The sequence below is a fragment of the Verrucosispora sp. TAA-831 genome, from assembly GCF_050780145.1.
In the GTDB taxonomy this organism is placed as follows: Bacteria; Actinomycetota; Actinomycetes; order Mycobacteriales; family Micromonosporaceae; genus Micromonospora.
Genome location: NZ_CP192240.1, coordinates 3,607,243 through 3,619,548, shown reverse-complemented (window position 1 = coordinate 3,619,548; position 12,306 = coordinate 3,607,243). Strand labels below are relative to the sequence as shown.

11 protein-coding genes are annotated in these 12,306 nt (G+C 70.5%); 7 read left to right on the top strand and 4 right to left on the bottom strand.

Annotation, left to right across the window (positions count from 1 at the left end; genetic code table 11):
* Window positions 1-124: 124 nt before the first annotated feature.
* From ACQVFL_RS16375 to ACQVFL_RS16365, 3 genes are all read right to left on the bottom strand, one after another.
* Window positions 125-1,168 (bottom strand): extracellular solute-binding protein, encoded by a 1,044-nt coding sequence (locus ACQVFL_RS16375; RefSeq protein ID WP_396698467.1) that lies wholly within the window; start codon window positions 1,166-1,168, stop codon window positions 125-127.
* A 19-nt stretch (window positions 1,169-1,187) separates the two neighbouring features.
* The gene (locus ACQVFL_RS16370; protein WP_396698469.1) at window positions 1,188-2,351 is read right to left on the bottom strand and encodes an ROK family protein; all 1,164 of its coding nucleotides are present in this window, start codon (window positions 2,349-2,351) and stop codon (window positions 1,188-1,190) included.
* 297 nt (window positions 2,352-2,648) lie between these two features.
* Window positions 2,649-3,542, bottom strand: a complete 894-nt coding sequence (locus ACQVFL_RS16365; RefSeq protein WP_396698471.1) for a LysR family transcriptional regulator — start codon at window positions 3,540-3,542, stop codon at window positions 2,649-2,651.
* 135 nt (window positions 3,543-3,677) lie between these two features.
* On the opposite strand from ACQVFL_RS16365, the gene ACQVFL_RS16360 reads away from it, so the two are divergent.
* Window positions 3,678-4,538: an aldo/keto reductase gene (locus ACQVFL_RS16360; protein ID WP_431726884.1), complete on the top strand. Its 861-nt coding sequence runs from the start codon at window positions 3,678-3,680 to the stop codon at window positions 4,536-4,538.
* A 120-nt stretch (window positions 4,539-4,658) separates the two neighbouring features.
* Window positions 4,659-6,581, top strand: coding sequence for a glycoside hydrolase family 5 protein (locus ACQVFL_RS16355; RefSeq protein WP_431726883.1), 1,923 nt, complete (start codon window positions 4,659-4,661; stop codon window positions 6,579-6,581).
* A 217-nt stretch (window positions 6,582-6,798) separates the two neighbouring features.
* Here ACQVFL_RS16355 and ACQVFL_RS16350 read toward each other — a convergent pair whose 3' ends face one another.
* A complete protein-coding gene (locus ACQVFL_RS16350) occupies window positions 6,799-7,374 on the bottom strand; it encodes a DUF5872 domain-containing protein (protein WP_431726882.1) in 576 nt (191 codons plus the stop codon).
* A 99-nt stretch (window positions 7,375-7,473) separates the two neighbouring features.
* On the opposite strand from ACQVFL_RS16350, the gene ACQVFL_RS16345 reads away from it, so the two are divergent.
* The 5 genes from ACQVFL_RS16345 to ACQVFL_RS16325 all read left to right on the top strand — a co-directional run bounded on the left by ACQVFL_RS16345 (window position 7,474) and on the right by ACQVFL_RS16325 (window position 12,230).
* Window positions 7,474-8,112 (top strand): M23 family metallopeptidase, encoded by a 639-nt coding sequence (locus ACQVFL_RS16345; protein ID WP_431726881.1) that lies wholly within the window; start codon window positions 7,474-7,476, stop codon window positions 8,110-8,112.
* A gap of 48 nt (window positions 8,113-8,160) precedes the next feature.
* Window positions 8,161-8,622 (top strand): hypothetical protein, encoded by a 462-nt coding sequence (locus tag ACQVFL_RS16340; protein WP_396698481.1) that lies wholly within the window; start codon window positions 8,161-8,163, stop codon window positions 8,620-8,622.
* A 180-nt stretch (window positions 8,623-8,802) separates the two neighbouring features.
* Window positions 8,803-10,338 carry an ABC transporter substrate-binding protein gene (locus tag ACQVFL_RS16335; RefSeq protein ID WP_396698483.1) on the top strand — a complete coding sequence of 512 codons (1,536 nt, stop codon included), beginning with the start codon at window positions 8,803-8,805 and terminating at the stop codon, window positions 10,336-10,338.
* A gap of 18 nt (window positions 10,339-10,356) precedes the next feature.
* The gene (locus ACQVFL_RS16330; RefSeq protein ID WP_396698485.1) at window positions 10,357-11,301 is read left to right on the top strand and encodes an ABC transporter permease; all 945 of its coding nucleotides are present in this window, start codon (window positions 10,357-10,359) and stop codon (window positions 11,299-11,301) included.
* Complete coding sequence (locus tag ACQVFL_RS16325; RefSeq protein ID WP_431726880.1) at window positions 11,298-12,230, top strand: ABC transporter permease; 933 nt, start codon at window positions 11,298-11,300, stop codon at window positions 12,228-12,230. The genes ACQVFL_RS16330 and ACQVFL_RS16325 overlap by 4 nt, the downstream gene beginning before the upstream one ends.
* Window positions 12,231-12,306 lie beyond the last annotated feature (76 nt).

Sequence of the window (12,306 nt, the reverse complement as noted above, 5' to 3'; positions counted from 1 at the left end):
CTTCTCGTGCTGCCGGCCGCGATGAAAGGAAGGGACCCTTCCTAACGCCTCCGGTATAGGAAGGGACCCCTCCTTGCATCGGCGGCCGGGCCGGGTACGCGTACCCGGCCCGGTACCGACAGGGTCAGCCCTTGTTCTTGATCTGGCTGTTCCAGTGGTTGATCCACTCGGTCTCGTGCTCGGCGATCACGTTCCAGTCGACGTTCATCGGGCGCAGGTCGAGCTGGGCCAGCCACTCCGGCTGGTCGGCGATCTCGATGGCGGGGATCTGGAAGAAGTCCTTGGCCAGATCGGCCCGGAGCCCGTCGTCGAAGAGGAACTCGATGAACTTCTGCGCACCCTCGGAGTTGCCGCCCTTGACCGCGGCGAGGCCGTCGACCAGCACCGGCGCGCCCGAGGTGGGCATCACGTAGCCGAAGGGCATGTTCGACTGGTTGGCCTGCAAGAGCACGTCCTGCAGGTTCCAGGCGCTGAGCGTGCCCTGCTGGCGGGAGAGCTTCAGGTACAGGTCGGCCGGGTTGGCCGCGTACGAGCCGGTGTTGGCGTCGAGGCGCTTGAGCCAGTCGTACCCGGGCTGCGGGTTGCTGCCGTCGGGGGAGAGACGCTGGATCATCGAGGCGTAGATCGACCGCATGGTGCCGGACGCGGCCACGTCCCGGATGATGATCTTGTCTTTCCACTGCGGGTCGAGCAGGTCGTCCCAGTCCTTCGGGGCCTGCTCCGGGGTCAGCGCCGCGTTGTTGTACATGATGACCTCGGGCAGCAGGATCTCCCCGAACCAGCGGCCCTCGGCGTCCTTGTACTGCTCGTCCATCTGCTCGGCGAACGACGGCTGCCAGGGGGCCAGCAGATCCTCGGCCGCGCCTGCGGACAGGCCCTGCTGGGTGCCGCCCCACCAGACGTCCGCCTGCGGGTTGGCCTTCTCGGCACGGACCCGCTCCAGGATCTCCTGCGCGCCGATGTTGAGGATCTCGACCTTGCCCTGGTACTCGGGGTACTTCGCGGTGAACTTCTCCACCACGAAGTCGGTGACCTTCTTGTCCCGAGCCGTATAGATGGTGAGCTGCTGAACGTCACCGGCGGCGTCGTCCGAGCCGCCACCGCCGCAGGCGGTGCCGACGGCGAGCACCGAGGCGAGCGCCCCGGCCAGGAGAAGTCGACGTTTCATGAGGTACCTCCGGAGGGGATCAAGGGGTGGGAAGGAGCTGGGGTGTGCCGGCCGCCGCGGCGGCCAGGGCGTAACTGATCGCGCCGTGTAACACCGCGCGGTCGCCGAGGACCGCCCGGCGTACCTCGGTGGCGGCGGGCGCGGAGGCGTCGACGAGCGTCTGGAGGCGGGCCACGGCGTCGTCGTCGAGCTGGGCGGCGGCACCGCTGAGCAGGACCCGGCCCGGGTCGACCACGCAGGCGCAGGAGACGATCAGCCGGGACCAGGCGGCCAACACCTCGTCCAGGTAGGCCGTCGCCCGCGCGTCGGTGCGGGCCAGCTCGACCAGGGCGGCCACCGGTTCGTCCGGCCGTCGGCCGGGGGCCAGCGCGACGACCCGTTCGGCGACGGCGTTCTCCGACCACCGGGCCTCGAACGGGCCTATCCCGTCGTGACCCCGGTCGGTCGGGTCCAGCGGCAGGAAGCCGACCTCGCCGGCCGCGCCACCGGCGCCCCGGCGGACCTGACCGTCCAGCACCAGTCCGGCGCCGATGCCGTCGGCGACGTGCAACAGCAGCAGATCGGCCACGTCGCTGCCGGCCCCGGCGGCGTGCTCGCCGGCCGCCATCAGGTTGACGTCGTTGTCCACCACGACCGGTACGCCGAGGTGGCGTTGCACCGATTCGCCTATCTGCCGGCCCTCGACCAGCCCCACCGAGGGGGCGAGCCGGACCGTGCCGCCCGAGGAGACACCCGGCGCGGCGATCGCCACCCCACGCAGCGCGGGCAGCCCGTCGCCGGCCAGTTCGGGGACGGAGCGGCAGATGGTCTCGACGATGTCCCCGCTGAGCCGGACCGCCCGGTGGGCGATGACGGCGCCGTCGCTGTCGGCGATCTCGCAACTGATCCGGGTGGGTTCCAGCGCCACCGCGGCGACCAGTTCGGCGCGCGGGTTGAACTCCAGCATGGCCCGGGGGCGGCCGGCCCGGGAGGTGCCCGGGCCGCGTTCGATCAGGTAGCCCTCGGCGATCAGTTCCCGCACGAGGGGCGTGAGCGTGGCGGGGCTCAACCCGGTCAGCTCGGTCAGCTCGGCGCGGGAGAGCAGCCGCACCTGGCGGGCGGTGGAGATCACCGAGAGGCGCTTGATCTCCTTCGACCGCTCCCGGCTCACCGGGCTCGTTGGTGGCGTCACCACGTCAGTCACACTTCCTTCCTACGGCGAACGAACTATTGAGTCAAGTAACGAGTTGGTATCGGGCGGCCGTGAACACCACTGCGAACAGGGCGGATGCCCGTTTCGTGGCGGTGGTTCGAGGGGTGTCGGGAGGGGTGCCGCTGCCCTGAGAAGGCGGAGATTATTTATTCCGCGTACAAACGAAGCGGCGTGCGGCATCCGGTCGTCCTGGTGTCGTCAGGCATGACCATCCAGTGTGTACGGACCGCTTCGGTGCCGTGCGTCGGGTCGGCGCGCGGACGTACCGTAGCGCCGACCCGGCGTCGGTCAGGCCGGTCGGCTCGTCGCGGCGGCCCGGATGTCGTCCAGGCCGAGCAGCGCCGTCGCGGCGGTGCTGGGATGCCGGCCGCCCGCGGTCGCCACCGCGAGCTGCCAGTGCGGCGGGTCGGTGAGCGGCACGAAACGCGCGGCCGTCCGCTTGCCCTGGAAGACCTGCGGTACGACGGCGACGCCGAGCCCGTGACCGACCAGGTCGAGCAACCAGTGCACGTCGTTGACCTCGAACGCGACGCGCCGCTCCACCCCGGCGGCGGCCATCGCCTGGTCGACGGCGTCGCGACTGATCCAGCCGGGGGAGAAGTCGACGAACGTCTCGCCCGGCAACTCCCGTAGGTCGACCGCGGCGCGGTCCCGCAGTGGATGGGCGGGCCCACACGCCAGCACCAGCGGCTCGGCCCGGAACGGGGCCAACGCGACGCCGGGCACCGCGCTCGCGGGCGCGGAGACGAACGCCAGGTCGAGGTCGCCGGTGCGGACCCGTTCGATCAGGTCGGGTGAGCCGCCCTGACGCAACCGGATCTCGACACCGGGGTGGGCGGCGTGGAACCGGGCCAACGTCGCCGCGAGGTCGACCGCGCCGAGGCACTGGAGGGTGCCGATGGCGAGCGTGCCGCGCAGCAGTCCGCGTACGGCGGCCACCGCGTCCTTGGCGGCGGCCACGTTGGCCAGGGCGTGCCGGGCCTGGCTGAGCAGTGCCCGGCCCTCGTCGGTCAGCTCCACGCTGCGGGTGTTGCGGACGAACAGGCTGGCGCCCAGCTCACGTTCCAGCGAGCGGATGGAGGTGGAGAGGCCGGACTGCGCCACGTGCAGCCGCTCGGCGGCGCGGGTGAAGTGCCGTTCCTCGGCGACCGCCACGAAGTACTCAAGCTGGCGCAACTCCACGATTCATCACCGTCACCGATTGCTGGAATCAGATTCTTCTGTTGGACAGCTTAGCTATCGGGGTAGAAGGTGGAATCCGGGCGTTGCGGGCCACCGCCCGCCCGCCGAACCACACCGCTTCGAGGAGGAGCCTGTATGCAGACCCGCCGTATCGGTGACGTCGCCGTCGGCGCGATCGGCCTCGGCGCCATGCCGATGTCGATCGAGGGCCGTCCCGACGAACAGCGTTCGATCGCCACGATCCATGCCGCGCTGGACGCCGGGGTCACGCTGATCGACACCGCGGACGCCTACCACCTGGGCCCCGCCGACGCCGGTCACAACGAGTCGTTGATCGCCAGCGCCGTGGCGAGCTACGGCGGCGACACGTCCGACGTGCTGATCGCCACGAAGGGCGGCCACGTACGCCCCGGCGACGGCCTCTGGACGCTGAACGGCAGGCCGGAGCACCTCAGGGAGGCGGTCGAGGCGTCACTCAAGCGGCTCGGGGGCGAGGCGATCGGCCTCTACCAGTTCCACCGCCCCGACCCGAACACCCCGTACGCGGACTCCATCGGGGCGCTGCGCGACCTGCTCGACGCCGGGAAGATCCGGATGGCCGGCATCTCCAACGCCGACCCCGACCAGATCAGGCAGGCCAACGAGATCCTCGGCGGTCGACTGGTCAGCGTGCAGAACCAGTTCTCTCCCGCCTTCCGGTCCAGCGAACCGGAGCTGACGCTCTGCGCCGAACTCGGCATCGCGTTCCTGCCCTGGAGTCCGCTCGGCGGCATCTCCAACGCCGCCGAACTGGGCTCCCGGTTCGCGGTCTTCGCCGAGGTCGCCCGGGAGCGCGGGGTCAGCCCGCAGCAGGTCTGCCTGGCCTGGATGCTGGCGAAGTCGCCCACGGTCATCCCGATTCCCGGCTCGTCGCGCCCGGAGACGATCCGGGACTCCGTCGGCGCGGCCGACCTGGAACTCTCGGCCGAGGAACTGGCCCGTCTCGACGCGGCCTGACCGACCGGCACCGCGAGCCCGCCCACCGGTCTCCGTGCCGTGGGCGGGCTCGCGGCCGGTGCGTGCACCTGATCGACCGTCTACTATCTACGGTGATCAGGTCGGCGTCGGGAGGTCGCCATGCGCAGGTCGATGCTGTGCCTCGTCACCGTGTCCGGCCTGCTGGCCGGGTTCCTCCTGGTGGTCACGCCGCCCGCCGCAGGCAGCGCCCGCGCGTCCACCCCGGCGGGCAGCGCCCGCACCCCGACCACCCCGACCACGGCGGGCAGCGACCTCGCCGCCTCCTGGACCGGCCCGCTCAGCACCCGGGGTCGGTACGTGGTCGACGTCCACGGCAACCGCTTCAAGCTCAAGTCCGGCAACTGGCACGGTGCCAGCGGCACCTGGACCGGCAGCGGCGACCGCGCCGACCCGGCCGACCACCACGCCGGGGAGATGGCCGACCAGATCCCGATCGGCCTGGACCGCGCCCCGATGGCCGACATCCTCGCCGGCTTCCACGAACTCGGCCTCAACAGCGTCCGGCTGCCGTTCTCCAACGAGATGATCCGCGACACCCGCCCGGTGCCGGACGCCGCCGTCCGCGCCAACCCGCAGCTCCGCGGCCGTACCCCGCTCCAGGTGTACGACGAGACGGTCCGGGCGCTGACCGCCGAGGGATTCGCCGTCATCCTCAACAACCACACCAACACCTCGCGCTGGTGCTGCGGAGTCGACGGCAACGAACGCTGGAACGCCAGCCAGAGCACCGCCCAGTGGGAACAGGACTGGCTGTCGATGGCCCGCCGGTACGTCGGCAACCCCCGGGTCGTCGGCGCCGACCTCTACAACGAGGTACGCCGCACCGTCCTTGACGACCCGAACTGGGGACTCGGTGACCGGCACGACTGGCACGCCGCCGCCCAGCGGGCCGGTGACCGGATCCTCACCGAGGCCAACCCCCACCTGCTGATCATCATCGAGGGCATCAACTGGTACGGCCTGCCGGTGGACGGGTTCCCGCACGGGCGCCCCACCCTCGAACCGGTCGGCCGGCTCTCACACACCCTCGTGCGCTCCCACAAACTGGTCTACTCGGCGCACTTCTACGGCTACACCGGCCCGAATCACAGCGGCGCGACCGGCATCGGTGAGACCAGCGACCCCCGCTACCAGGACCTCACCCGCGACCAGCTCGTGGAGACCGTCCGCCGGCAGGCGACGTACGTGGCGCTCGACGCCGATCGGCACTTCACCGCACCGGTCTGGATCAGCGAGTTCGGTGTCGGTGGCCGGGACAACACCGATCAGCGCTCGCGGGACTGGTTCCACCACTTCGTCGACCACCTGATCGCCGTCGACGCCGACTTCGCGTACTGGCCCCTGGTCGGCTGGCACGACAACCGGCGCGGCAACGGCTGGGCGCTGCTGCACTGGGACGCCACCGGCCACCGGATGGGTCTCTACGACGGCGACGACTGGCGGGCCGACACCTGGCGTCGCCTGGTCTCCGGTGGCCGGACCGGTCCGATCGCCCCGGTGCGGGAATGGTCGATGCTGACCCTCGACCACGCCGACCTGAACCAGTCGGTGCGGATGCGCGCCGTACCGGACTGGGACGCCGGCGCCCGCAAGGCGGTCTGCCCCGACGACCAACGGCTGATCGGCCTGAGCCGTACCGGCAACCGGGGCCTGTGCACCGACGCCCCGGACACCGGCGGTCACGTGGTGGTCCGCGACGAGTCGTACGTCGACGTCGACTGGGCCTCCGGCTTCACCAAGCTGCAGTGCCCGCCGCACCAGACGGTCGTCGGGTACGCCGTCCGTGGCGCCAACCTGTCGTCGGTGCTCTGCCGCGACGCGGGCACCACCGTCGGCGGCACCCGACGAACGGTCTGGTTCGACCGTGGCGACAACCGGCCGACCGGCAGCCCGGGCGGCGACTTCGCCACCGGCCACCACAAGGGACAGTGTGCCGTCGGTGAGCACCTCGTCGGGGTCGCCTACCGCGCCTGGATCTGGTCTCCCGGCAGGGAACCCGACGCCCTGCTGTGCCGTAGCTGATCGCTCGGCTCAGCTCACCCCGAGGGTGGCGGCCAGCGAGACGACCGTCCCGGGCGCGTCGGGATGGCGGATCGTGTCGGCGAGTGCGTCCCGGACTGCGCGCCCGCGCCTTGCGCCCTGCGCCCGCGAGAATGTAAGGAAGGGTCCCCTGCTATGCACCAGGCGTTAGCAGGGGACCCTTCCTTGCACCAATGCGCGTCCGAGGGACGCGTGCGCATCAGCGGCGGTCGAGTTCCGACTGGAGGCGTTGCAGGAGGGTCTTGCGGGCCTTGCCGCCGCGTTCGCGTCGCAGCGCCGCCCGGAGCTGGTTCTTGTCCAGGCCGGGTACGAGTCGACTGGCCTCGGGGACCGTCAGCTCCGTCAGCTGCTCGGCCGAGGTGGCAGCCCGGCCTCGGGGCGAGGTCACCTCCTTGCGGGCACGTTTGGCCGGTCCGGTGTTGGCGACGAACTGCCGACCGGTTCGCGACGCCTGCCGCTTCTTGGCCTCGGTGTCGCGCTTCTGCTCGTCCGAGAGCTTGTCCCACGCCTTCTTCGGCAGGTAGCGTGCCGTTTCGTTGCCCTTGCGGGCCCGGGTGGAGCCGGAGCTGGTCTGCCACTTCTCCGCGCCCCAGCGCTCCAACGACCGCTGCCGCGAGTCCTTCGGCCCCAGGAAGCCTCCGCCGCGCCGCTCGTACTCCTTGGTGAGCAGTTGCGACTTGCGGGCCGACCACTGGCCGGGGCGTCCGCCCCGGTCGGAGGCCATGATCTCCGCCTTGATCTGCTCCCGGAGCTCCGGTTTCGTGTACCGCGCCATACCGGGGCGTTACCCGAACTCGGCCCCGTCGAACGTGGCCGTCGCGGTCCGGCCCGGCAGCGGTGGGGCCACTCGTCGGGCTCTGCCATGCTTGGCAGGGTGACGACCGGCCATCCCCGCACCCATCGTCGTACCCGCCGTCCCTGGCGGCTCCTGCTCGCGCTCGGTGCCGTCGCGGCCCTGGGCGCGGTCGCCTACGTGGTGGTGCCGCAACTGCTGCCGCCAGGTCCGCGCCCGCTGTTCCAGATGCCGGTGGGCTGCGGCGAGACGTGGCAGGTGGGCACCTACCCCGGCCACGGCGAGTACGACGTCGACTTCTTCCCGCTTCAGGGTGAGCAGTGGGGGCAGCCGGTGCTCGCCTCGTACGGGGGCACCGTCACGGTGGCCGGCATCAACGGGTCGCTGGGTGGGCGTACTCCGGAGAACCCGGACGGCCCCCGGGGTCGGGGCGGCGGCTACTGGGTCAAGATCGATCACGGCGGACGCTGGGAGACGCAGTACCTGCACCTGCTCGAACCGCCGTTGGTCGAGAAAGGGCAGCGGGTCGCCCAGGGTGAGCAGATCGGGCGGATCGGCAGCACCGGCAACTCGGGCGCCCCGCACCTGCACTACGAGCAGCGGGTGGGCTGGCAGAAGGTGGAGACCTGGTTCGACGGCGTGCCGTCCGGCATCACCAGCGACGACGCCGAGTACACGATGAAGCTGACCAGCAACAACTGCCCCGACGGGCAACCCTGAGGAAGCTGCGAGGACGGCAGTGTCGGACCCCTCTGCTGGGATACCGGCATGGGTGTTCTGTACGACTACTTTCGCGCGGCCGACGACGCCGCGGCGGTGCGGCTGATGGCGGAGATCGACGGCGGGCCGGTCGTCGTGGCCGACGGACGACCCGGGGTCGACGCGATCGACTGCAAGGGCATCGACCCGTCGGCGACGCTGGGGGAGCTGGTGGCTCTCGTGCGAGGTCCGGCCGAGGCCGACGACCTGGTGGAGGACCGGCTGGTGTGGAGCGGCGCCGAGGACGGCCCCTGGTTGACCGTGCTCGACGATGCGACCCGGGACACGCTGGCGTCGATCACCGCCGACCAGGTGCCGGAGCTGTCGGCCCGGTGGGGGAGCGGTGCGGAACTCGCCTGGGACGGGCCGCTCCCCGACGACCAGATGCAGCCGGTGATCGAGGAGGTCAGCGCGCTCGCCCGACGGGCCCGGGACGCCGACGAACACCTCTACTGCTGGTCCTGCCTGTGATCCCGCCGCCGTACGCGTCCTGCCGTCACGGCCGTTTGCGGTTAGCGTGATGTCCAGGAGGGAGCCGGCGGCACCGCGTCCTGCCAGATGTACCCCGATTTATGTTGACAACCGCCGGAGAGCAGGCCAGACTCGCCAAAATCTTTCAGTAGTAGCCGGGAAAGAATCCAGGGGAGGACCATGTCCAGCACCAGATTCCGGTTGGCCGGCGCCACCTTCACCCTGATGCTCGTCGCGGTCGCGGGCTGCACCACGGGCGAGGGGGTCGACGTCGACGGGGCCGACGGGGCGAACGCGGGCGGCGTCCTCAACGCCGCCATCGGCGGTGAGCCCGACCAACTCGACCCGCACAAGACCTCCGCCTACTACAGCTTCCAGGTCCTGGAGAACGTCTACGACACCCTGGTCGAGCCGGACGCGAACCTGGAGATGCAGCCCGCGCTGGCCACCGGGTGGACCACCAGCGACGACCAGCTCACCTGGACGTTCACCCTCCGCGAGGGCGTCAAGTTCTCCGACGGGTCACCGCTGACCGCCGAGGACGTCGTCTACTCGTACACCCGGATCATCGACGAGAAGCTGAACACCGCGTACAAGTTCGGCACCGTCAAGTCGGTGACCGCGCCCGATCCCACCACGGTGGTCGTCGCGCTGACCGCCCCCACCCCGAACCTGCTCGCCAACCTGGGCGGTTTCAAGGGCGTGGCGATCGTGCAGAAGGCCAACGTCGAGTCCGGTGAGGTGACCACCAAGCCGGTCGGCAGCGGCCCCTTCGCGATCGGCTCCTACACCAGTGGCGACAGCATCCGGCTGGTCCGCAACGACCACTACTGGGGCGAGAAGCCCAAGGTGGACGGGGTGCACTTCACCTTCGTCAGCGATCCCACCGTGGCCCTGCAGAACCTGCGCGGCGGTGAGGTCCACTGGACCGACAACCTGCCGCCGCAGCAGGTGCCCGCGCTGCTCGACGCCGACGAGCTGACGGTGCGCTCGGTGCCGTCCACCGACTACTGGTACCTCGCCCTCAACCAGGCCCGTAAGCCGTACGACAACGTCGCCGTGCGCCGGGCGATCGCCTTCGCTCTGGACCGGGAGGCGATCACCAAGGCCGCCAAGTTCGGGCTGGCCACCGTCAACCAGACCGCCATCCCGCAGAACAGCGCCTACCACTACGAGTACGCGCCGTACACGCACGATGTGAACCAGGCCCGGCAACTGCTGGACCAGGCCGGTGTCAGCGGGCTGACCCTGGACCTGATGGTCACCAGCGAGTACCCGGAGACCGTCACCGCCGCCCAGGTGATCGCCTCACAGTTGGCGGAGGTCGGCGTCACCGTCAAGATCCGTACGCTGGACTTCGCGCAGTGGCTCGACGAGCAGGGCAACGGCAACTTCGACGCGTTCATGCTCGGCTGGCTGGGCAACATCGACCCGGACGAGTTCTACTACGCCCAGCACCACAGCGGCGGCACCTTCAACTTCCACAAGTACGCCAACCCCACGGTGGACCGACTGCTCGACCAGGCCCGCACCGAGACCGACCAGGGCGCCCGCAAGCAGCGGTACGAGCAGGTGGCCAAGCAGATCGTCGACGACGCCAGCTACATCTACCTCTACAACCCGGACGTGGCGCAGGGCTGGTCCAGCGGTCTGACCGGCTACGAGGTACGCACCGACCGGGCGATCCGGTTCCGCGACGCGGCGCTGGCGAAGTGACCGGGGCGGGGACCGCAGGTGGCCCGCTTCGTGATCCGCCGGCTGGTGCAGTCCGGTGTCGTGCTGATCGGCGTGACCCTGGTGGTGTTCCTGCTGATCCAACTGGTGCCGGGTGACCCGGTACGCGTCGCGCTGGGCACCCGGTTCGACCAGGAGACGTACGAGGCGCTGCGGGCCCGGTCCGGGCTGGACAAGCCACTGGTCCCGCAGTACTTCGACTACCTCTTCCGGGCGCTGACCGGCGACCTCGGCGTCAGCTTCCGCAGTGGCCGACCGGTCACCGCGATCCTGTTGGAACGGCTGCCGGCGACGCTGTCGCTGGCGCTCACCGCGGTGCTGTTCGCGATGCTCGTGGCGTTCCCGCTCGGGATCGTCTCGGCCATCCGCCGGGGCACGCTGGTCGACCAGGCGGTTCGCGTGTTCAGCCAGTTCGGGGTCTCGGTGCCCGACTTCTGGATGGGCATCATGGGCATCCTGCTCTTCGCCGGGGTGCTCGGGTGGTTCCCGCCGTCGGGGTACGTGGCGCTGACCGAGGACCCGGCACGGTGGGCCTCGCACGTGGTCCTTCCCGCCGCCACGATCGGCCTGGTCACCGCCTCGATCCTGACCCGTTTCATCCGTTCCTCGATGCTGGAGGTGCTCTCCGAGGACTACGTCCGCACCGCCGAGGCGAAGGGGTTGCGGGCCCGGGTGGTGGTGCTGCGGCACGTGCTGCGCAACGCGCTCATCCCGGTGGTGACCGTCGTCGCGGTGCAACTGGCCAGCCTGCTCGGCGGTGTGATCGTGATCGAGGTGCTGTTCGCCTGGCCCGGCATCGGCCGGCTCACCTTCGACGCGGTCCGGGCCCGGGACTATCCGGTGCTACAGGGCGCGGTGCTGCTGGTCGCGGCACTGTTCCTGCTGGTCAACCTGCTGGTGGACGTTCTCTACGCCCGCCTCGACCCGAGGATCAGGGTCCGATGAGCGGGCGGCTCGGACGATTCGTACCGCCGTGGACCGGCCGGGGCGTGCGAGGCGGCGGCGGTGACGGTCAGGTGCGTCGCGCGTTGTCGGCGCTGTGGCGCGATCCGCTGGCGCTGAGCGGCAGCGCGGTGCTCGTCCTGCTGGTCGTGGTGGGGGTGGCCGGTCCCTGGCTGGCACCGTCGGGCATCAACGACGTGGACGTCGACCGGATGTTCCAGCCGCCGAGTTGGTCGCACCCGTTCGGCACCGACGAGTTGGGTCGCGACGTGCTCAGTCGGGTCATGGTCGCGGCCCGGGTGTCGCTCCAAGTGGGGCTGGTCAGCGTCGGGATCGCCCTGGCCGTCGGGGTGACCCTCGGGCTGCTCGCCGGCTACTACGGCGGCTGGCTGGACAACATCCTGATGCGGTGCATGGATGTGCTGTTCGCGTTCCCGGTGCTGCTGCTCGCGGTGGCGATCGTGGCGGTGCTCGGCCCCGGGTTGCTCACCGCGATGATCGCGATCGGGGTGGTCTACACCCCGATCTTCGCCCGGGTCACCCGGGCCGGGGTGCTCTCGGTGCGGGAGCAGGTCTTCGTCCGGGCGGCGGTCTCCATCGGTGCGTCGGACCTGCGCATCATGGGTCAACACGTGCTGCCCAACATCGCGGCGCCGCTGATCGTGCAGACCTCGTTGTCGCTGGCCTTCGCGATCCTCTCCGAGGCGGCGCTCTCCTTCCTCGGTCTCGGCGTGCAGCCGCCGGAACCGGCCTGGGGCCGGATGCTCTTCGACGGCCGGGAGTTCGTCACCGACGCGTGGTGGCTGGGTGTCTTCCCGGGGGCCGCGATCTTCCTCACCGTCCTGGCGTTCAACCTGGTCGGCGACGCGCTGCGGGACGTGCTCGATCCCCGACAGCTCACCGTCGCCGAAGCCCGAAGGAGCACCTCATGAGCGAGCGTCAGCGAGCGAATCATCAGGTTCAGCGCGGTGGTGCCTCGTGGCGGCGCGGAGCGCAGCGGAGTGCCGG

Coding starts and splice junctions, on each gene's coding strand:
- ACQVFL_RS16355 (WP_431726883.1), top strand. CDS start 4,659: ATGCGCAGGTCGATGCTGTGCCTCGTCACCGTGTCCGGCCTGCTGGCC.
- ACQVFL_RS16340 (WP_396698481.1), top strand. CDS start 8,161: ATGGGTGTTCTGTACGACTACTTTCGCGCGGCCGACGACGCCGCGGCG.
- ACQVFL_RS16325 (WP_431726880.1), top strand. CDS start 11,298: ATGAGCGGGCGGCTCGGACGATTCGTACCGCCGTGGACCGGCCGGGGC.
- ACQVFL_RS16350 (WP_431726882.1), bottom strand. CDS start 7,374: ATGGCGCGGTACACGAAACCGGAGCTCCGGGAGCAGATCAAGGCGGAG.
- ACQVFL_RS16335 (WP_396698483.1), top strand. CDS start 8,803: ATGTCCAGCACCAGATTCCGGTTGGCCGGCGCCACCTTCACCCTGATG.
- ACQVFL_RS16375 (WP_396698467.1), bottom strand. CDS start 1,168: ATGAAACGTCGACTTCTCCTGGCCGGGGCGCTCGCCTCGGTGCTCGCC.
- ACQVFL_RS16360 (WP_431726884.1), top strand. CDS start 3,678: ATGCAGACCCGCCGTATCGGTGACGTCGCCGTCGGCGCGATCGGCCTC.